The sequence below is a fragment of the Sphingopyxis sp. GW821-FHT12F08 genome, assembly GCF_058806755.1.
Genome location: NZ_JBXAQA010000005.1, coordinates 304,356 through 325,018, shown reverse-complemented (window position 1 = coordinate 325,018; position 20,663 = coordinate 304,356). Strand labels below are relative to the sequence as shown.

Below are 20,663 nucleotides of genomic sequence, written 5' to 3'. Positions count from 1 at the left end.
TCTCCCGACGAAAAAGGGCTCCATTCGCGCGGAATGGAGCCCCGTTTTCTGCACGCCGAAGCGCGCCGACGACTTACTTCTTTTCGTCGTTGGCGGCGGCCTTGGCGGTTTCTTCCTTGACCTTGTCGCCCGCGGCAGCGGCGGCGTCGCCGGCGGCGTTCACGGTGCCTTCGACGGCGTTGCCGGCGTCCTTGGCGGCTTCGGCGGTCGCATCGGCGGCCTCGGCGGTCGCGTCGGCGGCGGCATCGCCCGCGGCGGCGGCGTCGTCAGCGGCCGAATCGGCAGTCGCCGAAGCGGCGTCCTGGGTCTTTTCCGAGCAGGCGGTCAGGCTGAAGGCAGCGGCGGCGACCGACGCGATGATGAGTTTGCGCATAGATATTCCTTTCGAATGCCAAGGTGACCGGCATCCGGTCCCTGCGGCAAGGACTAACCCTCGGCGGCCCCCTTGGCAACCGTGCAACGGCGGAGGGCCGCACACATCTGTTCCAGAACGGAAAAGGGGCCGCCGGCTGGAACCGGCGACCCCCTTTTTCCTCCGGCCGAAAGCCGGGGAGAAGCTTACTTCTTGGCTTCTTCGACGGCAGCCTTGGCTTCGCCGGCCGCGGCCTTGGCAGCGTCGGCGGCTTCGGTGGCCTTGTCGGTCGCAGCGGCGGTGTCGCCAGCAGCAGCGGCATCGGCGGCGCCGGCAGCGGCGTCGGTCGCGGTCGCAGCAGCGTCGGCGGCGCCGGCAGCGGCGTCCATCGCGCCTTCGGCAGCGGCTTCGGGCTCGGCCGTCGCTTCGGTGGTCGCGGCTTCGTCAGCCTTCTTTTCGCCGCAAGCAGCGAGGCCCAGCGAGGCGGCGAGGACGAGCGACAGAGTGATGGTCTTTTTCATATGGGAATACCCCTCTCGATTGAACTGATCGGTAGCATTCCGGATGCGGTCGATCCCGACCCGGCGATTTGCCAACCGCCCTTACCGCTACAGTTTCGCAAAAAGCCGCGCAACGGGGTTTTTGCGCGGCCCGCCGCAATTGCGACGAGGCGCTCGTTCATCTGGCCGAAAGCTGTGGGAAAAGCGCCTCGCCGTTCGGTTGACTAGATATAAAGAAATCTTTATATGTGACTGGATGACCGAGTTGCTCGACATTTTCCGTGCTCTGGCCGACCCGACCCGCCTGCGAGTCGTGGCCTTGCTGCGCGAGATGGAGCTGGCGATCGGCGAGCTCGCGGTCGTGCTCGAACAAAGCCAGCCGCGCGTGTCGCGCCACGTCCGCATCCTCGCCGACGCCGGGATCATCGAACGGCGGCGCGAGGGCAGCTGGGTGTTCCTGCGGATCGCCGTAGACGGGCCGGTCGGCAAGATTCTGGCGCGCGCCGAGCTGTGGCCCTTCTCGCCGCGCGAGGCGCTGATCATCGGTTACGACGCGCAGCGGCTCGCCGCGGTGCGCGCCGACCGCGCGGCTGTTGCCGAGCGCTATTTCGCCGATCACGCCGCCGAATGGGACGCGATCCGCTCGCGCCACGTCGCCGAGAGCGAGGTCGAGGCGGCGATGCTGGCGCTGATGCACAACCGCCGGCTCGGCCATCTGCTCGACATCGGTACGGGGACGGGCCGCATGGCCGAGATTTTCGCGCCGACGGTACGCCGCATCACCGCGCTCGACCGCAGCCCCGAAATGCTGCGCATCGCGCGCGCCAAGCTCGCCGACCAGCCGGTGCCGATCGACCTGGTGCAGGGCGATTTCCTGAACCTGCCGCTCGCCGACGCCAGCATCGACAGCATCGTCATCCACCAGGCACTGCACTTCGCGCACGAACCCGACCGGGTGGTCGCCGAGGCGAGCCGCGTGCTGCGCGGCGGCGGCCACCTGCTGATCGTCGATTTCGCGCCGCACGAAGATGAAGAGATGCGCACCGTCGCGGCGCACGCACGCCTCGGTTTTTCGGACGCGCAAATCCGCGGCTGGTTCGCCTCGGCGGGCATGGTGCTCGAAACCGCGCAGACGCTCGAAGGCGGCGACCTCGCGGTCAAGCTCTGGCTCGGCCGCCGCCGCTCCGACGAAGATCAATCCCCCGTCCATGAGGACGGGCAACGCAAAAGGCTTGCGGCATGACCACTTCCCTTCCCTCGCAGTCGGAGGCGCGCCGCGCCGCCGCCTCGCCGCTGTTCGCGGGGCTCGCCGGCGACATCGGCATCAGCTTCGAATTCTTCCCGCCCAAGACCGAGAAGATGGGCGAGACCTTGTGGGAGTCGATCCGCACGCTCGAACCCTTGGGCCCGAACTTCGTGTCGGTGACCTATGGCGCGGGCGGCTCGACGCGCGAGCGCACCCATGCGACCGTCGCGCGCATCGTGCGGGAAACCGGCATCCCCGCCGCCGCGCACCTGACCTGCGTCGACGCCAGCCGCGACGAGATTGCCGAGGTCGCGCAGGCCTATTGGGATGCGGGCATCCGTCACATCGTCGCGCTGCGCGGCGACCCGCCGGTGAAGGGCGAAACCTTCCGGGCGCGGCCCGACGGCTATAGCTGCGCCGCCGATCTCGTGTCGGGGCTGCTCGACATCGCGCCCTTCGAAATCTCGGTCGCGGCCAATCCCGAGACACATCCCGAGGCGCTGAGCGCAGCGGCCGACCTCGACAATCTCAAGCGCAAGCTCGACGCCGGGGCGACGCGCGCGATGACGCAATTCTTCTTCGAACCCGACACCTTCTTCCGCTTCCGCGACGCGGCGGCGGCGGCAGGCATCACCGCGCCGATCCTGCCCGGGATCATGCCGGTCAGCAATTTCGCCGCGATCTTGCGCATGTCGGCGATGTGCGGCACCGACGTGCCGCGTTGGCTGGCACAGTTGTTCGAAGGGCTCGACGATTTGCCCGCCGCGCGCCAGCTCGTCGCCGCGACCACCGCCGCCGAACTCTGCCGCCGCCTTTACGCGGGCGGGGTGCGCGACTTCCATTTCTACACGCTCAACCGCGCCGAACTCAGCTATGCGATCTGCCATATGCTGGGGGTTCGTCCGGCGGCGCCCGCAACGGAGAAAGCCGCATGACCAGCGCAAGAGAAGCCCTCGCCGCTGCCGCCAAAAAGCGCATCCTGCTCACCGACGGCGGCTGGGGCACCCAGATCCAGGAACGCAAGCTGAACGAGGCCGACTATGCCGGCGCGCTCGGCCTCGGCCACGACCAGAAGGGCAATAACGACATCCTCGCGCTGACGCGCCCCGACGTCGTGACCGCGATCGGCGAAGCCTATCTCGCCGCCGGATCGGATATCGTGTCGACCAACACCTTCAGCGCCAACCGCATCAGCCAGGCCGATTATGGCGCCGAACATCTGGTCGCCGACATCAACATCGAAAGCGCACGGCTGGGCCGCGAGACCGCGGTCAAATATGAAGCGCTCGACGGGCGCCGCCGCTTCGTCGCGGGGGCGGTCGGGCCGACGAACAAGACGCTGTCGCTGTCGCCCGACGTCAACAATCCCGGCTATCGCGAGATCGATTTCGACGAGCTCAAAGCCGTCTATCTCGACCAGGTCGTCGCCCTCGCCGAGGGCGGCGCGGACTTCATCCTGATCGAGACGATCTTCGACACGCTCAACGCCAAGGCGGGGATCGCCGCGGTGCTCGAAGCCGAGACCAGGGTCGGGCGCGAACTGCCGCTGATGATCTCGATGACGCTCACCGACCTCAGCGGGCGCAATCTGTCGGGCCACACGGTCGAGGCCTTCTGGCACGCGGTGCGCCATGCGCGGCCGCTGACGATCGGGCTCAACTGCTCGTTCGGCGCGGCGCAGCTCCGCCCGCATGTGAAGGTGCTGTCGGACATCGCCGACGCGCTGGTGATGGTCTATCCGAACGCGGGCCTCCCCAACGAACTCGGCGAATATGACGAACTGCCCGAGACGACGGCAGAGCTGGTGCGCGAATGGGCCGAGCATGGCCAGGTCAATATCCTCGGCGGTTGCTGCGGCTCGACCCCCGCGCATATCGCGGCGATGGCGAAGGCGATCGAGGGGCTGCCGGCGCGGCAGATTCCCGCGGTGCCGGTGCGCACAAGGCTGGCGGGGCTGGAGCCCTTCACGATGGCGGCATAACGATCCTCCCCGCTCGCGGGGAGGTGGCAGCGCGCAACGCTGACGGAGGGGGTTCTCGGTCAGCAGCCAAGGTTTTTGACGAGAGCCCCCTCCACCACCGCTTTGCGGTGAGCCCCCTCCCCACGAGCGGGGAGGATTTTGGAAAACAGATGACCGAGAATACCGCCTCCTCCGCCACCAACTTCGTCAACATCGGCGAGCGCACCAACGTCACCGGCTCGGCGGCGTTCAAGAAGCTGATCCTCGCCGACGATTATACCGCGGCGGTCGAGGTCGCGCGCCAGCAGGTCGAGAATGGCGCGCAGATCATCGACGTCAACATGGACGAAGGGCTGCTCGACGCCGAATATGCGATGACGACCTTCCTGAAGCTCATCGCCGCCGAACCCGATATCGCGCGCGTGCCGGTGATGATCGACAGCTCGAAATGGGACGTGATCGAGGCCGGCCTCAAATGCGTGCCGGGCAAGCCGATCGTCAATTCGATCAGCATGAAGGAGGGCGAGGAGCCCTTCCTCGCCCATGCGAAGAAATGCATGGATTATGGCGCCGCGGTCGTCGTCATGGCCTTCGACGAAGTCGGGCAGGCCGACACCCGGGAGCGCAAGATCGAGATTTGCGAGCGCGCCTACAAGCTGCTGATGACCATCGGCTTCCCGCCCGAGGACATCATCTTCGATCCCAATGTGTTCGCGGTCGCGACGGGGCTCGAGGAGCATGACAATTATGCGGTCGACTTCATCGAGGCGGTGAAGGAAATCCGCGTTCGCTGCCCGCACGTCCATTTCTCGGGCGGCCTCTCAAACCTCAGCTTCGGGTTCCGCGGCAATGAGGTCGTGCGCCGCGCGATGCACAGCGTCTTCCTCTATTATGCGATCCCCGCCGGGCTCGACATGGCGATCGTCAACGCGGGCCAGCTCGACGTGTACGACACGATCGACCCCGAATTGCGGCAGGCGTGCGAGGACGTCGTGCTCAACCGCAAGGTCGAGGGCGAGGCGGAATCGCCCACCGAACGGCTGATCGCGCTCGCCGAACGCTACAAGGGCAGCAATCCGGCGCAGGAAAAGGCGGCCGAGGAATGGCGCGGCTGGGAGGTCGCCAAGCGGCTCGAACATGCACTGGTCAAGGGCATCGACGCCTATGTCGTCGACGATACCGAGGAAATGAGGCTGCTGCTCCCGCGCCCGATCGAGGTGATCGAGGGGCCGCTGATGGACGGCATGAACGTCGTCGGCGACCTGTTCGGGTCGGGCAAGATGTTCCTGCCGCAGGTGGTGAAATCGGCGCGCGTGATGAAGAAGGCGGTCGCGCATCTGCTGCCCTTCATCGAGGCGTCGAAGGAGCCGGGCGCGAAGGGCAAAGGCAAGGTCGTGATGGCGACCGTCAAGGGCGACGTCCACGACATCGGCAAGAATATCGTCGGCGTCGTGCTCCAGTGCAACGGCTTCGAGATCGTCGACCTCGGCGTGATGGTGCCGTGGAGCAAGATCCTCGAGGCGGCGAACGAGAATGACGCCGACATCATCGGCCTGTCGGGCCTCATCACCCCCTCGCTCGACGAGATGGTGACCGTGGCCGAGGAGATGCAGCGCGCGGGCATGACGATGCCGCTCTTGATCGGCGGCGCGACGACGTCGAAGGTCCACACCGCGCTGCGCATCGACCCTGCCTATGCCGGGCCGGTCCTCCACGTCCTCGACGCGAGCCGCGCGGTCGGCGTCGCGACGGCGCTGGTCAGCGACACCGGGCGCGACGCCTATGTCCAAGGCTTCAAGGACGATTATGCCCATGTCCGCGACGTGCGCGCGGGCAAGGGGCAGAGCGTGTTGCACAGCCTCGAAGAGGCGCGCGCCAATTATTACGACGCCTATCTCAGCGACAAGCCCGCGCCGCCGCTGCAGCCCGGGCTGCACCGCTTCGATGACTGGTCGCTCGAAGATCTGCGCGAGTGCATCGACTGGACGCCCTTCTTCCGCGCCTGGGAATTGCACGGCACCTGGCCGTCGATCATGGACGATGAGGTGGTCGGCGAGACGGCACAGGCGCTCAAGGCCGATGCCGACGCGATGCTCGACCAGTTGATCGCGGAAAAATGGCTGACCGCGCGCGGCGTCTGCGCCTTGTGGCCCTGCGCGCGCGACGGCGACAGCGTGACGATCCATATCGCCGAGGAAGAGCGCCATGTGACGCTCCCCTTCCTGCGCCAGCAGATCAAGAAGAGCCGCGACCGCGCCAATATGTGCCTCGCCGACTTCATCGATCCGGCGGGCGACTGGATGGGCGGCTTCGCGGTCGGCATCCACGGCATCGAGCCTTTTTCGGAACGCTTCCGCGCCGACAAGGACGATTATTCGGACATATTGCTCAAGGCCCTCGCCGACCGCTTCGCCGAAGCTTTCGCCGAGCGGCTGCACCAGCATGTCCGCACGACGCTGTGGGGCTATGCCCCCGGCGAGCAGCTGACCAACGAGGCGCTGATCAAGGAGGAATATCGCGGCATCCGTCCGGCGCCCGGCTATCCGGCGTGCCCCGACCACAGCCTGAAGCCGATCCTGTTCGAGCTGCTCGCGGCCGGCGACAATGCCGGGCTGATCCTGACCGAAAGCTTTGCGATGCTGCCCACCGCGGCGGTCAGCGGCTTCTATTTCGGGCACCCCGAGAGCCAATATTTCGGGGTCGCGCGGATCGGCAGCGACCAGCTTGCCGACTATGCAGAGCGGCGCGGGGTCGATATCGAGACCGCGACGCGCTGGTTGCGCCCCAACCTCGACTGACGAAAGTTCTTCCATGGCCGAAATGCCCGACGTCGCCTGCCTCGAGGAATATTGGGCGTCGCATACGGGGAACGGCCCGCCGCTCGACGAGATGGTCGGCAAGCTGCTGCTCGACACGCTGGGGCTGGGCAACCAGCAGGTGTTCGAGCAGCTCTATCTGGTGAAGCCCGATTTCGCGGGCTTCGTCCGGTGGATCCTCGACACCGCGGGGCCGCCCGACCCGCGCCTGCTCGACCGCTATCACGCCTGGCTCTACGAAATACCGCCGGGCGCGGAGGCGCAAGCGCAGCTCGATGCGATCGCGGCGATGCCCGACGTGCTCGATGCCGACGCGCTCGCCCATTGGGGCGCGCAGGGCTATGTCATCCTGCCCGACGCGATTCCCCCCGCGGAGATTGCGGCGGTGAAGACGCTATTGTGGGACGTGATCGGCGCTTCACCCGCAGATCCCGAAAGCTGGTACAGCGCCAAGACCAGCGGCATCATGGTGCCGCATTTCCAGCATCCCGCGCTCGAAGCCGCGCGCCGCGGCCCCCGCGTGCACAAGGCCTTCGCACAGCTGTGGGGCAGCGAGAATCTGTGGGTCACGATCGACCGCATGGGCTTCAACCCGCCCGAACGCGAAGAGCATAAATTCAGCGGGTCGGACATCCATTGGGACGCGAGCCTGGTCCAGCCGATCCCCTTCGGCACCCAGGCCGTGCTCTATCTGTCGGATACCGAAGCCGATCAGGGGGCGTTCCGCTGCGTCCCGGGCTTCCATCGCCGGATCGATGGCTGGCTCGCGGGACTGAACGGTGCCGACCCGCGAAAGGTCGACCATTCCGCCGAGGTCAAGCATGTCGCAGGCAAGGCCGGCGACCTGGTCATCTGGCGGCAGGACCTGCCCCATGCGGCGAGCCCCAACCGGTCGCACAAGCCGCGACTCGCGCAATATCTGACCTATTATTCGCCCGACATGGTGATCCGCCGCTGGCGTTGACGGGCTGACTTCGGGCGGTTGCGGACATAAAGGTCCTCCCCGCTCGCGGGGAGGGGGACCGCCCGCGAAGCGGGTGGTGGAGGGGGCTATCGGCCTGACGCGCCGCTTGAGGGCGAGAGCCCCCTCCGTCAGCGCTGCGCGCTGCCACCTCCCCACAAGCGGGGAGGATCGTCTTGTTCCCACCCCAAGGCTGTCATCCGCAAACGCGGCTCAGATCAGGCCGCGGCCCCGCCGCGCGCCGATCCCGCGACCAGCCGCGCGACCAGTCCGGGCAGGCCGTCGTAATTCGCGCCATGATATTGCGAATCCGCGGGCAGCGCGTCCTTCAAGCGGCGGTGCGCCTCGGCGAGCGCGTGGTACGGCACGCCGGGCAGCAGATGGTGCAGCGCATGGTAGCGCAGCCCGACCGGCGCCCATAGCTCGGGCAGCAACCCCGGCGGCGGCACGTTGACGCTGTCGAGGAACTGCGCGGTGACCGTCAGTTCGCCGCCGTCATTTTCCCACAGATGCGCGACGAGGGTGCGGATCTGGTTGAGCACCACGCTCGCCGACGCGATGGCGCCGAAGATCAGCAGCGCACGCAGCGGCACCCAGCCGAAGACGCCCGCGGCGACGAGCAAGGTCGACCAGGCCCAGGCGCCGCCCTCCTGCCACGCCCATTGACGGCGAAACTCGCCCTCGGGCGCGCGGCGGCGGTACAGCGGGTTGATGATCAGCCCCGAATAGCGCGCGACCACCAGCCCCCGCAGCGACGGGATCGCCAGCGACAGCGGGGTCAGCACCGCGAAGCGGAAGATGAGGGCGAGCGGCGCGAACGCGGCGACGATCACGAACAACGGCACCGTCCACGGCTTCATCAGCGCCAGCGGCAGATATTCGGGGTCCTCGACCGTGCCATATTTGGTGCGGTTGTGATGGGTGCTGTGGATGCCCTCGTACATGAAGGACGGGATCAGCATCGGCACGCCGATCAGCACATTCCACGCGAGGCGGAAGCCCGGCAGCGCGTTCTTGCGGATATGCGTGAGCTCATGGATGAAGCTGCCCGCGCGATAGAGCGCGAGCACCGCGACCAGCGCCGCGGCGAGCATCAGGGGCAGCGACGGCGCCAGGATCGCCCCGGCGACGCCGGCATAGCCGAGGAAAGCCGACGCGAGGAAATCGGTCCAGTAGATGCGCGCGCTGGGGTTGACGAGGTCGCGCGTCAGCTCCGACGCCGCGCGCAGCATCGCCTTGTCGTCCGCTATGGACGACTTTGCATTCTTGCCGGCGTCCGCCGACGGGGCATTCTTGCCGGCGTCCGCCGACGGGGGTGCCTTGGCCGCGGCCGGCGCAAAGGGGGTCGTGAGCCGATCGGCGGGGGGATTGATCGTCGTCATATCCATGTCTTCACCATGATTTCATGGCAGCAAAATGGCTAAATGCGGGTCGCCAGCGCCACAGCTATGCCCTAATGCCTCGCCAGTTATATAGGCATCATCACTCGGGAAACCACCATGGCCGCACATCACGAAGGCGCCGTCACCGTCCATCCGGTCAAGACCAAGGCCGACACGCGCGAATTCGTCGAGCTTGCTTACCGCCTCAACCGCGGCGATCCGGCGTGGGTGCCACCGCTGAAGGGCGAGGTCTATGCACTGCTGACGCCGGGCAAAAATCCCTGGTTCGAACATGGCAAGGCGCAGCTATTCACCGCGCGCCGCGACGGGCGGACGGTCGGGCGCATATCGGCGCATATTGACACCCTCGCGCTCGAACAACCCGTCGAGCAGGGCATGGGTCCGGGCACGGGCAATTGGGGGCTGCTCGAGGCCGAGGATGCCAATGCAACCCGCGCGCTACTGGTCGCCGCCGAGGACTGGCTGCGCAGCCAGGGCATGCACCGCGCGCTCGGACCGCTGTCGATTTCGATCTGGGACGAACCGGGCCTCCTGATCGAAGGATTCGAAAATCCGCCGACGGTGATGATGGGGCATAACAGCCCGCTGTATCAGGCGTGGATCGAGGCCGCGGACTATCGCCCGGTCAAAAAATTGATCAACTACGACCTGCCCGTCGAAGAAGGCTTCCCGCCGCTGATCAACCGGATCGTCGCGGCGGGCGAGAAGAATGAGCGCATCCGTGTCCGCCGCGTCGACAAGAAGAAATTCGACGCCGAGGCGGCGCTAATCATGGGACTGCTCAACGAAGCCTGGTCGGAGAATTGGGGCTTTGTTCCGCTCACCGACAGCGAGATCGCCTTTGTCGGCAAAAAGCTCAAGACACTCGTTTTCGAGGATTTCGTCCGCGTCGCCGAACTCGACGGCGAAGCCGTCGCCTTCATTATCGTGCTACCCAACATCAACGAGCTGCTGATCGACATGGAGGGCTCGCTGCTGCCCTTCAACTGGGCACGGCTGCTGTGGTGGCTCAGGAAACCCAAGAGCCGGACGCTGCGCGTGCCGTTGATGGGAGTGGCGAAAAGCCTGCACAACAGCCGCATGGCGAGCCAGCTCGCCTTCATGATGATCGAGTTCATCCGCCGCGACGCGGTCACGCATTATGGCACGAAGCGCGGCGACCTCGGCTGGGTGCTCGACGACAATCAGGGGATGAATGCGGTCGCCAAGGCGATCGATGCCAGGGTCAACCGCGTCTATCAAATCTATGACAAGCCGCTCGGCTGAGACGAACCGAGGCCAGGCGCGTCCCTTCTTCGTCATTCCGGCGAAGGCCGGAATCTCTCCGCCGCGCCATGACGCGCCGTCGAGATCCCGGCCTCCGCCGGGATGACGGGTTCATCGGTACGTGGAGCGCTTGGGACGGTTTTGCGACAAAAGGGACCGATAATGCGTTTCTGACGGGAGAGGCATAGCCATGGCGATCCAATATCTTGCCGCCAACCGCTTCGGCCTCGGGCGCCGCTGGGACGATCCCGCGATCGATGATCCCGAGGCGTGGCTGGTACGCCAGCTTGCCGAATTCGACCCCGCGCCCGCGCCGATCGCGACGCTCGAAGGTCGCGCGGCGATCGCCGCCGCCTATATCGACTATCGCGAGGATCGGCAGGCGATGCGCCGCGAGGCCGCCGAAGCCGCGCCGATGAGCGAGGAGGAAAAGGGCATGGACCCCGAACTCCGCCGCCTGTCGCGCTCGGCAATCCGCCGCCATTATGTCGATGGCGCCGCGGCGCGCCTCGCGACCGCAGTTGCCTCGTCCACCCCTTTCGCCGAGCGGCTGACCTATTTCTGGGCCAATCATTTCGCGGTTTCGGCCGACAAGCTCGTCGCCATCGGCTTCGCCGGCAATTACGAATTCGAGGCGATCCGCCCGAACATCATGGGCAAATTCGCCGACCTGCTGATCGCCGCGGTGCGCCACCCCGCGATGCTGCTCTACCTCGACCAAGCACAGAGCTTCGGCCCCGACAGCCCGGTCGCGGCGCGCGTCCGGCGGCGGCAGAATCGCCCCGGCCCCGGGCTCAACGAGAATCTGGCGCGCGAGATATTGGAGCTGCACACGCTCGGCGTGCGCACCGGCTACACCCAGGCCGACGTCACCGCCTTCGCCAAGGCACTGACCGGCCTCACCGTGGCCGGGCTCGGGCGCGGCGCAGGGCAGCGGCTGATGCCCGCGGGAGCGGAGCCCGGCGAGACCGTCTTCATTGCGCAGCTTCACCAGCCGGGCGAGCAAATGATCCTCGGCAAGCGCTACTCCGATAACGGCGCGAAGCAGGCCGAAGCGGTTCTCCGCGACTTGGCGGTCCATCCCGCGACCGCACGGCATGTCGCCACCAAGCTTGCGCGCCATTTCACCGCCGACGATCCGCCGCCCGCGCTCGTCGAGCGGCTGTCGGCCGATTTCCTCAAGACCGGCGGCGATCTCCCGTCGCTCTATCACACGCTCATCGCCTCGCCCGAGCCGTGGCGGGCGGCCCCCGCGATGTTCAAGTCGCCATGGGACTGGACGGTGTCGCTGATGCGCGGGCTCAAGCTCCCTGCGCTCGGCGAGCGGCAGAATATTCCCGCGCTCTTCACCCAGCTCGGCCAGCCGGTGTGGCGGCCTGGATTGCCCGCGGGTTACGACGACAAGGTCGCGACCTGGGCGGGGTCGGCGGCGCTGATGCAACGCGTCGAGCTCGCGAGCCGCATCGCGGGGCGGATCGGCGACCGCACCGACGCGCGCTGCCTCGCGCCCTTGCTCCTCGCCGACGCGCTCGATCCCGGCACGAGCGAGGCGATTGCGCGCGCCGACAGCCCGGGCCAGGGTCTCGCGATGCTGCTCGCCAGCCCGGCCTTCCTGCGGAGATAGACGATGATCCTCACCCGCCGCACCGCCCTCGCCGCCGGCCTCGGCACCCTCGCCGTCGGGGCCTTCCCCGCGATGGCCTTCGGAGCCGCGCCGACCAGTCGCCGCCTGCTCTTCATCATCCAGCGCGGCGCCGCCGACGGGCTGGCGATCGCCGCGCCGACCGGCGACCCCGCCTTCGCCGCGGCGCGCCGCGCGCTCGCCGACGAAGCGACGACCGGCACGAAGCTCGACGACATGTTCACCCTGCACCCGGCGCTGACGGGCGCAGCGACCCTCTTCGCCGCACGCGAGGCGCATGTCGCGCACGCCGTCGCGACCGCATACAGGGACCGCTCGCACTTCGACGGGCAGAATATGCTCGAGGGCGGCGGCACGCGCCCCTATGGCCGCGACGACGGCTGGCTCAACCGGCTGCTCACCCTGCTCCCCGCCAGCGAACGCGACGCGCTCGCCATCGCCCCCGCGGTGCCGCTCGCGCTGCGCGGCGCGCTCCCCGTCGGCACCTATGCGCCGAGCCGGTTGCCGCAGGCCGACGCCGACCTGATCGCGCGGCTGTCGGCGCTCTATGCGAAGGACGAGCTGCTCCATCCCTTGTGGGACAGCGCGATCAGGACGCAGGAGCTGGCGGGCGATATCGGCGGCAACAACGGCCGCAACGGCGCCGAGCTCGGCGCGCTCGCCGCCTCGCTGATGGCGCCGGCCGACGGCGCGCGCGTGATGATGGTCGAAACCGGCGGCTGGGACACGCACAGTGGCCAGCGCGGGCGCCTTGCGGCGCAGCTGCGCGGGCTCGACCAGCTCGTCGGCGCAGTCAAGGCGGGGCTAGGCGCCGAGTGGGCTAGCACGCTGGTGATCGTCGCGACCGAGTTTGGGCGGACGGCCCTGGTCAACGGCACCGGCGGCACCGACCATGGCACCGGCTCGGCAGCATTACTGTTCGGCGGCGCGCTGGCCGCGGGCGGAAAGGTTTCGGCCGACTGGCCGGGGCTGGGCGCGGGCGCGCTGCTCGACGGCCGCGACCTCAAACCGACACGCAGCCTCGAGGCGGTGATCGCCGATGCCGTCGCGCATCATTATGGGCTCGACCCGGCGCGCGCGAAGAAGGCGCTCTATCCGGAGGTTCTGGCCTAAGCCCCGCGCCTCGTGTAGCCTCGCGGCGTGGGCCATGACGGGGACCGAAGATGTGCCGGGCGATGATGTATCTGGGCGAGCGCGTCACGCTCGACGACCTCTTGTTCAAGCCCGATAGCAGCCTGGTCAATCAGGCCTATATGCCCAAGATGCTGCACATGCTGAACCTCGCGGGGTTCGGGATGATGGCGTGGGATTCGGCCTCGCACGAGGCGCATGAGCCGCACCGCTATCGCTCGCCATCGCTGCCGATCTTCGACAGTAACCTCAAGTCGCTGGCGACCAAGACCCGCGCCGAATGCGTGATCGCGCACGTTCGCGGCGTTGCTTACTCGACGACGGTCAAGGTCAGCGAGCAGAATACCCACCCCTTCCATTTCCCCGGCGCCGCGGTCGCGATGGCGCATAATGGCGACATCTATCGCATCGGCGAGATGAAGGGCACGCTGATGCCCGACATCGCGCCCGAACTGCTCGCGCAGATTTCGGGATCGACCGACAGCGAATGGGTCTATGCGCTGCTGCTGTCGCAGCTGCCCGACTGGCGCGCCGAGCCCGAGGGCGAGGAATTGCTCGCCGCGGTGCAGGCGACCGTCGACATCCTCGAACGCGCGCGGCGCCATCACGGCATCGCCATCTCGTCGAGCTGCAACCTCTTCCTCACCACCGGTCGCCAGATCCTGGGGCTGCGCCATTGCTTCGACTTCGGCCACTACCGCACCGGATCGCCCGAGCAGGTGCACGAGGCGAACATGAATTTCCTGTCGATGTGGTTCACCACCGGCCGCGATTACGGCCTCCACGACGGCGAGTGGCAGATGGTCGGCGGCCAGGAGGAACCCCGCGCTATCATCGTCGCGTCGGAGCCCTTGTCGTCGAACAGCGCGACATGGATGCCGGTCCCCGAATATGCGATGGTGCACGCCGAGATGACGGGCGACCGGCCGAAGTTCCGCGTGGTGCCGCTGGCGCGGTAGGCCGCGTGCTAGCGTCGAATGTCCTCATTGGGGTGGGGAACTGCCGTTGCCCTGTCCAAAGTTCAGGAAAGTTCAGCCCTGTGCACCTCCCAACAGGACCTCGGCAATCACTTCTGTCGACCGAGCGAAAGAGCCGGATCGACGCTTGCATAGCCGGATAATGTAGGAAAGCCTTTTTTGAAGACGACGGCGGTTTTGGGGTGGGGAGCAGACATTCTTAATCCTCCCTGCGGCGAAGCCGTGGGGAGGGGGACCGCCGAAGGCGGTGGAGGGGTCGAGGCCTTGAGCCTCGGTCTCAGGCCGCCACCCCTCCACCATGCTTCGCATGGTCCCCCTCCCCATCGCTTCGCGACAGGGAGGTTTAGGATGTCCGCTTCCGCCCGATACCGGACAACCAGCCCGCTACGCCCTAAAAATGAAAATCCGGCAATTCCGCCAGCGCAATCCCCAGCGCCTCGGCCCAGCCGTCGGCGACGCTCTGGAAATAGGGGTCTCCGCGTTCGAAGCGGCGTTCATGGATGCCCACATAATCGTCGCGCTCGTGGATCTTGAGATCGATCGGCAGATCGACCCCGGCGTTGGCGCGGATCGTCGAATCGAACGAGACGCAGAGCAGCTTCACCGCATCCTCGAACGACATGGCGGGGTCGTAGGAACGCACGATGATCGGCCGGCCATATTTGGTCTCACCGATCTGGAAGAAGGGATTGTCCTCGCCCGCCTCGATGAAATTGCCCTCGGGATAGATCAAGAACAACCGCGGTTCGGCGCCCTTGATCTGGCCGCCGACGATCAGCGAGGCGCGAAAGGGCGACGCTGCGGCGGGCCCCTCGGCGCTGTGGCGCATCACGATCTGGCGCAGCGTCTCGCCGACGATCGTTGCGATCGCGAACATCGACGGGGCCGCCAGGATCGACGGGTGGCGCTCCTCGGGCGCCTTGGTCCGCTCGTCGAGCAGGCTCACCACCGCCTGCGTCGTCGCGAGGTTGCCCGCCGACATCAGGGTGATGACGCGCTCGCCGGGGACGTGCCAGCTGCGCATCTTGCGGACCTGCGCGATGTCGTCGACCCCCGCATTGGTGCGGGTGTCCGACATGAACACCAGTCCCTTGTTCAAACGCATGCCGACGCAATAGGTCATTATCTTCTTCCGGCCCCCCAACCCTGCCCGCTTGTCGCCCGTCTCGCTTAGCGCTTATTGCTGGACCTGCAACTGGACAACCATATTCTCTTGCGCCGCACCATAACGCATGCCGCGGACCGGCGCCGCATCGTGATAATCGAGCCCCGTCGCGACGCGGATATAGCGCTGGTCGGGCGAATAGCCGTTCGACACGTCGAACCCGACCCAGCCGATCGCGTCGAAATGCGCCTCGGCCCAACCGTGGGTCGCATCCTGTTGGGTCCGGTCGTTCATCATCAGATAGCCCGACACATAGCGCGCGGGATGCCCCAGGTAGCGCATCGCCGCGATGAAAATATGCGCATGGTCCTGGCACACCCCGCCGGTGCCGCCGAGCGCCTGTTCGGCGGTCGTCTCCGCTAGGGTCACCCCGACAAGGTACGGCAGTTTCTGGAGAATCAGCGCCGACATGGCATGCGCGCGCTCGATGTCCGATGCGAAATCGCGGCCCAGCTCGGCCGCCAGCGCGCGGACGTGCCGCCCCGCGCGGGTGAGCGCGGTCGGACGAAGGAAGGTCCACAGCGGCATCGCGCCGCGATGGACACCGATCACCCCGTCCCAACTGATCAGCTCGACCTCGCCGGTGCAGTGGATCACCAGGTCCTGCGCGCCGCCGTCGACCGCGACCAGATCGACGCCATTGCCGTGATGGTCGGTATAATGAAGCTGTTGCACTCCGCCCGCGATATCGATCGTCCAGTCATGAATCAGTTGCTGCCCCGGCCGCTCCTTCGGCGTCAGCTTCAATTGCTGAAGCGCATAGGCGACGGGGGCATCATAATGATAGCGGGTGGTATGTTCGACACGCAGTTTCATGTCAGGGTCCGTACTCAGTTCCAGCGCCGTCGAGGCGCCCAAATGGCGAACAGGTCGGGCCGAAAGACGCGCCGGGAAGGCTGGTTGCCTTTCCAAGCGGCTTTCGGGCCGAGATGGAAGCCATTTGGGTGTCCCGAAGGGATTTGATCAAAATGGCCCATTGCTTCGTCGAGAAGTCTCGAAATATCGACATATGTCTTCGCCTTCTCTCCTCGCACTGGGCCATTTTGCTTCAAACCTCGACGGCGCTGGAACTGAGTACGGACCCTTATTCTACAAAACGGTAATCGCGCTCGATCTGCCGCGCGAGCGCGGCGTTGGCGCGAAGGAAGGCGTTGATATATTCGTGCAGCCCGCCGTCGAAGATCGACTGGATCGGGCGCGACAGCCGGTCACGGCAGATCGCCGTCGCCATCCGCCCCGCCTCGGTCTCCTCGCCGTACGCGTGTTGGAGCCAGCCGAGATTTTCGAGCATATTGTCGCAGCAAAAGGCCAGGCTGCGCGGCATCTGTTTGTAGAGGATCAGGAATTCGGCGATCTTGAGCGCGCTGATCTCGGTTCCGTAGAGCCAGCGATAGGCGCGGTGCGCCGACACCGACCGCAGGATCGTCTCCCACTGCACATTGTCGATCGAGCTGCCGATATGCGCGACCGAGGGCAGCAGCAGGAAATATTTGACGTCGAGGATGCGCGCGGTGTTGTCGGCGCGTTCGAGGAAGGTTCCGAGCCGCGCGAAATTATAGCCGTCGTTGCGCAGCATCGTGCCGGTCCACGCGCCGCGCACCTGCGCGCTCTGCTGGCGAATCGCGGCGAGCACGTCGGGCAGGTCGTCCTCGCGCACCTGCCGCCGCAGCAGCCCGCCCAAGGTCATCCAGCTCGTGTTGACCGCTTCCCAAACCTCGCGGGTCAAATAGGTGCGCGCCGTCCGCGCATTGTCGCGCGCCTGCTTGACCACCGAGATGATGCTCGACGGATTGGCCGGATCGCGCAGCAGGAAATCGACGACGCGCGAGGAGTTGTAGTCGTCATGCGCTTCCTTGAAACGCCGGTCGGACCCCGCGGTCACCAGTACCGAGCGCCATTCGGCCTGCGCGGTGTTCGATCGCGTCAGCGCGATGCGGAACCCCGCCTCGATCAGGCGCGCATTATTCTCGCTGCGCTCGAGGTAACGCGCCATCCAGTAGAGCGAGCCTGCGGTCTTGCCTAGCATCTTAAAGCCCCTCCCCTTCAGGGGAGGGGTTGGGGTGGGGCCCCGCGAGATAGCGCGAGGCCGCTGGCCCCCACCCCGCTGCGACTAGCGAACAAGTTCGCAAGTCTCGCTGCCCCTCCCCTGAAGGGGAGGGGTTTAAGAAATGAAGAGGCAAGGTAGAACCCACCATCAATCCTCCAGCACCCAGGTGTCCTTGGTGCCGCCTCCCTGGCTCGAATTGACCACCAGCGACCCCTTGGTCATCGCGACGCGCGTCAACCCGCCCGGCGTGATCGTGATCCCCGCGGGCGACATCAGCACAAAGGGGCGGAGGTCGACGTGCCGCGGGGCGAGGCCGCTGCGCGTGAAGATCGGCACGGTCGACAGCGACAGCGTCGGCTGCGCGATATAGCCGCGCGGGTTCGCCTCCAGCTTGGCGCGGAACGCCGAGATCTCCTTCTTGCTCGCCGCGGGGCCGACGAGCATGCCATAGCCGCCCGACCCGTGGACCTCCTTGACCACCAGCTCGGGCAGGCGGTCGAGCACCTCCTTCAGATGCTCGGGCTCGCTGCAGCGCCACGTCGGCACATTGGGCAGCAGCGCCTTTTCGCCGGTATAGAATTCGATGATGTCGGGCATGTAGGAATATAACGCCTTATCGTCGGCGATCCCCGTCCCCGGCGCATTGGCGATGGTGATCCCGCCGGCGCGATAGACGTCCCAGATCCCCGGCACGCCCAATACCGAATCGGGCCGGAAATTGAGCGGGTCGAGGAAATCGTCGTCGACGCGGCGATAGAGCACGTCGATCGGCCGATAGCCCTGCGTCGTGCGCATCGCGACGCGGCCGTTCACGACGCGCAAATCATGCCCCTCGACCAGCTCGGCGCCCATCTGGTCGGCGAGGAAGCTGTGCTCGAAATAAGCGCTGTTGTGGATGCCCGGGGTCAGCACCGCGACCGTCGGCGTGCCGCCGCACATCGGCGGCGCGCAGGCCGACAGCGAGCGCAGCAGGTTGATCGGATAGTCGCCGACCTCGCGCACCGGCACCTTCGCGAACAGCTCGGGGAACATCTGGAGCATCGTCTCGCGATTCTCGAGCATGTAGGACACGCCCGACGGGGTGCGCGCATTGTCCTCGAGCACGTAGAATTCGCTCGCGCCGGTGCGCACGATGTCGATGCCGCTGATATGCGTATAGACGCCGCCGGGCGGGTCCAAGCCCATCATCATCGGCAGGAACGCCTCATTGCGCGCGATCAGCTCGGTCGGCACGCGCCCCGCGCGCAGGATTTCCTGGCGGTGATAAATGTCGTGGAGGAAAGCGTTGAGTGCACGCACGCGCTGCTCGATGCCGCGCGACAGCCGCCGCCACTCGCTCGCCGAAATGATCCGCGGCACGACGTCGAAGGGGATCAGCCGCTCGTCGGCCTCGTCCTGGCCATAGACGGCGAAGGTGATGCCCGTGGTGCGAAAAAAAGCTTCGGCCTGCTGCGCCTTGCGATGGATGCGCGCGGGCTCCTCGGCGTCGAACCACTCGCAAAACTCGCGATAGGGCGCCCGCGTCTCACCCCCCTGGCCTTGCATCTCGTCGAAGAATTGAATGGAGCCGGCCCTTTCCACGCAACATGCCTTAACCGCCGCGAGGCTGCGGCGCCCGATCGTTCCAGCTGCTGCGCGCCTGCCGGCTACGCGGCCGTCAGACTTGTGGGAGCGATGCTAGCACTCCGGCGCGGGAAGGCAAGATGGGTAGCGCATTGATAAGCCCCTCCTCTTCAGAGGAGGGGGTGCGAGACTTACGAACTTGTTCGTTAGTCGCAGCGGGGTGGTGGTCTCGGCTGGGCGTGTGCCGCTGAACACCACCCCGCTGCGACTAAGGCCCGGCTGCGCCGGACCAAGTCTCACTGCCCCTCCTCTGAACAGGAGGGGAGGAAATTTCTCCTGTTCAAAAGCCGAACAGCAGCCGCACCGCGACGAACCCCACCAGCAGCGCCGTCAGCCGCCGGATCAGCACTGCCGGCCCGGTCTTGACCGCGATCTGCGTGCCGATCGCGCCGCCGACCAGCACCGCGACCAGCAGCGGCCAGTGATCGACGACGGCGTGCGCCATCTCCAGCCCCTTGCCCTTGATCAGCTGGCCGGTGAGCCCGAACAGGCTGTTGACGAGGATGAACAGGCTCGCGGTCGCCGCGACCGCGCGCGCCTCGGCCCAGCGGACGAGGTGGAGGATCGGCGCGAGGAAGATGCCGCCACCGATGCCGACGACTCCGGCCAGATAACCCAGCCCCGCGGCGATCGGCAGCAGCAGCTTCGGCGACAGCTCGACCGGTTTCGCGGTCTGCGGCTGCACCAGCAATGCGATCGCCGAGGCGAGCAGCGACACGCCGAGCAGGATGACGAGCACGCCCTGCTTCACCGGCGTGAGCCCGCCGAGGAAGGCGAGCGGCGCCGCCACGGCGATCAGCGGCAGCGCCTTGGCCCAGGGCATCACCCCCGAGCGCGCGAAGCGGATCGTGCCGCCGGTGACGACGATGACGTTGCACGCGAGGCTGATCGCCGGGACCAGCCCGACCGCGACCCCGCCGAGGATCAGCAACGCGGTATAGGTCGACCCGCCGCCGAACCCGACCGCGGCATAAAGCAAGGCGGTCAATCCGAAAGCCAGCGCCAACCCCGTCATGCTTCCCATCGTGTCATCCCCCTTGCTCGATCGGCCAAGCCATATACAGGAGAATATAGATTTGCCAATTCGAAGGAAACGCACCGCCATGATGGCCCGCCTCGCCGCCACCGCCCTGCCGCTGATCGCCGCGCTGCCCGCGTCGGCCGCCGACTCCGCCACCTGCGCCGCGCCCGCCGACCTTTCGGCGACGCCCTATGCGGCCTGGACCGGCGCCGATGGCGATGCCGCCGTGCTGGTCGCGGGCACCCCCGTCACGCTGGCGATGGCCGATGGCGCGGCCTCGCGCGACCTCAATATCGCGCAAGCGGGCAAATATGGCGTCGCCGCCGATGGCAAGGTGTGGATCGACGTCGTCGCGAACGGCAAGCCCCTCGTCTCGGTCGACCACGGTCATGGGCCGGAATGTTCGGGCATCCGGAAGGTGGTGTGGTTCGACCTGGCGGCGGGGGTGTATCGGCTGGCGCTGACGAAGGCGGTGGCGGACAAGGTAAGGTTGCTGGTGGTGAAGGCGCCGTAACGAGCGAGACGGCTGCTTTGGTGGTGGGGAGCGGACAAA

At 66.7% G+C, this 20,663-nt stretch carries 18 protein-coding genes; 10 read left to right on the top strand and 8 right to left on the bottom strand.

Features of this window, described 5'->3' with window-relative positions; genetic code table 11:
- Positions 1-73: 73 nt before the first annotated feature.
- Both AC1RNQ_RS15575 and AC1RNQ_RS15570 read right to left on the bottom strand, forming a co-directional pair.
- Complete coding sequence (locus tag AC1RNQ_RS15575) at positions 74-373, bottom strand: entericidin EcnAB (RefSeq protein WP_493172433.1); 300 nt, start codon at positions 371-373, stop codon at positions 74-76.
- Positions 374-558: 185 nt separating this feature from the next.
- A complete protein-coding gene (locus AC1RNQ_RS15570) occupies positions 559-873 on the bottom strand; it encodes a hypothetical protein (RefSeq protein WP_493172430.1) in 315 nt (104 codons plus the stop codon).
- Positions 874-1,108: 235 nt separating this feature from the next.
- Between AC1RNQ_RS15570 and AC1RNQ_RS15565 the strand changes: the two genes are divergently transcribed.
- The 5 genes from AC1RNQ_RS15565 (at position 1,109) to AC1RNQ_RS15545 (ending at position 7,838) form a co-directional block, all read left to right on the top strand.
- Positions 1,109-2,095 (top strand): ArsR/SmtB family transcription factor, encoded by a 987-nt coding sequence (locus AC1RNQ_RS15565; protein ID WP_493172428.1) that lies wholly within the window; start codon positions 1,109-1,111, stop codon positions 2,093-2,095.
- Positions 2,092-3,033 (top strand): methylenetetrahydrofolate reductase [NAD(P)H], encoded by a 942-nt coding sequence (gene metF, locus AC1RNQ_RS15560; protein ID WP_493172426.1) that lies wholly within the window; start codon positions 2,092-2,094, stop codon positions 3,031-3,033. The genes AC1RNQ_RS15565 and metF overlap by 4 nt, the downstream gene beginning before the upstream one ends.
- Positions 3,030-4,079 (top strand): homocysteine S-methyltransferase family protein, encoded by a 1,050-nt coding sequence (locus tag AC1RNQ_RS15555; protein WP_493172424.1) that lies wholly within the window; start codon positions 3,030-3,032, stop codon positions 4,077-4,079. The genes metF and AC1RNQ_RS15555 overlap by 4 nt, the downstream gene beginning before the upstream one ends.
- Positions 4,080-4,228: 149 nt before the next feature.
- A complete protein-coding gene (gene metH, locus AC1RNQ_RS15550) occupies positions 4,229-6,856 on the top strand; it encodes a methionine synthase (RefSeq protein WP_493172423.1) in 2,628 nt (875 codons plus the stop codon).
- 13 nt (positions 6,857-6,869) lie between these two features.
- On the top strand, positions 6,870-7,838 hold the full coding sequence (locus AC1RNQ_RS15545) for a phytanoyl-CoA dioxygenase family protein (protein ID WP_493172421.1): 969 nt from the start codon (positions 6,870-6,872) through the stop codon (positions 7,836-7,838).
- A 215-nt stretch (positions 7,839-8,053) separates the two neighbouring features.
- On the opposite strand, the gene AC1RNQ_RS15540 is transcribed toward AC1RNQ_RS15545, so the two are convergent.
- Entirely contained in the window at positions 8,054-9,217 is a 1,164-nt protein-coding gene (locus AC1RNQ_RS15540) for a fatty acid desaturase family protein (RefSeq protein WP_493172613.1), read from the bottom strand.
- 117 nt (positions 9,218-9,334) lie between these two features.
- On the opposite strand from AC1RNQ_RS15540, the gene AC1RNQ_RS15535 reads away from it, so the two are divergent.
- The 4 genes from AC1RNQ_RS15535 to AC1RNQ_RS15520 all read left to right on the top strand — a co-directional run bounded on the left by AC1RNQ_RS15535 (position 9,335) and on the right by AC1RNQ_RS15520 (position 14,236).
- A complete protein-coding gene (locus tag AC1RNQ_RS15535) occupies positions 9,335-10,504 on the top strand; it encodes an N-acetyltransferase (RefSeq protein ID WP_493172420.1) in 1,170 nt (389 codons plus the stop codon).
- Between the two features lie 190 nt (positions 10,505-10,694).
- A complete protein-coding gene (locus AC1RNQ_RS15530; protein ID WP_493172418.1) occupies positions 10,695-12,128 on the top strand; it encodes a DUF1800 domain-containing protein in 1,434 nt (477 codons plus the stop codon).
- Positions 12,129-12,131: 3 nt separating this feature from the next.
- Positions 12,132-13,259, top strand: a complete 1,128-nt coding sequence (locus AC1RNQ_RS15525; protein ID WP_493172415.1) for a DUF1501 domain-containing protein — start codon at positions 12,132-12,134, stop codon at positions 13,257-13,259.
- A 50-nt stretch (positions 13,260-13,309) separates the two neighbouring features.
- Positions 13,310-14,236 carry a class II glutamine amidotransferase gene (locus AC1RNQ_RS15520; RefSeq protein ID WP_493172414.1) on the top strand — a complete coding sequence of 309 codons (927 nt, stop codon included), beginning with the start codon at positions 13,310-13,312 and terminating at the stop codon, positions 14,234-14,236.
- Between the two features lie 409 nt (positions 14,237-14,645).
- Here the strand turns inward: AC1RNQ_RS15520 and AC1RNQ_RS15515 are convergent, their stop codons facing one another.
- From AC1RNQ_RS15515 to AC1RNQ_RS15495, 5 genes are all read right to left on the bottom strand, one after another.
- Positions 14,646-15,377, bottom strand: coding sequence for a proteasome-type protease (locus tag AC1RNQ_RS15515; RefSeq protein ID WP_493172413.1), 732 nt, complete (start codon positions 15,375-15,377; stop codon positions 14,646-14,648).
- Positions 15,378-15,431: 54 nt separating this feature from the next.
- On the bottom strand, positions 15,432-16,235 hold the full coding sequence (locus AC1RNQ_RS15510; RefSeq protein WP_493172412.1) for a transglutaminase family protein: 804 nt from the start codon (positions 16,233-16,235) through the stop codon (positions 15,432-15,434).
- 268 nt (positions 16,236-16,503) lie between these two features.
- Positions 16,504-17,445 (bottom strand): alpha-E domain-containing protein, encoded by a 942-nt coding sequence (locus AC1RNQ_RS15505; protein WP_493172411.1) that lies wholly within the window; start codon positions 17,443-17,445, stop codon positions 16,504-16,506.
- A 168-nt stretch (positions 17,446-17,613) separates the two neighbouring features.
- The gene (locus AC1RNQ_RS15500; RefSeq protein ID WP_493172409.1) at positions 17,614-19,011 is read right to left on the bottom strand and encodes a circularly permuted type 2 ATP-grasp protein; all 1,398 of its coding nucleotides are present in this window, start codon (positions 19,009-19,011) and stop codon (positions 17,614-17,616) included.
- A 358-nt stretch (positions 19,012-19,369) separates the two neighbouring features.
- Positions 19,370-20,113 carry a TSUP family transporter gene (locus tag AC1RNQ_RS15495; RefSeq protein WP_493172407.1) on the bottom strand — a complete coding sequence of 248 codons (744 nt, stop codon included), beginning with the start codon at positions 20,111-20,113 and terminating at the stop codon, positions 19,370-19,372.
- 79 nt (positions 20,114-20,192) lie between these two features.
- On the opposite strand from AC1RNQ_RS15495, the gene AC1RNQ_RS15490 reads away from it, so the two are divergent.
- Positions 20,193-20,624, top strand: a complete 432-nt coding sequence (locus tag AC1RNQ_RS15490) for a hypothetical protein (RefSeq protein WP_493172405.1) — start codon at positions 20,193-20,195, stop codon at positions 20,622-20,624.
- Positions 20,625-20,663: the final 39 nt, after the last annotated feature.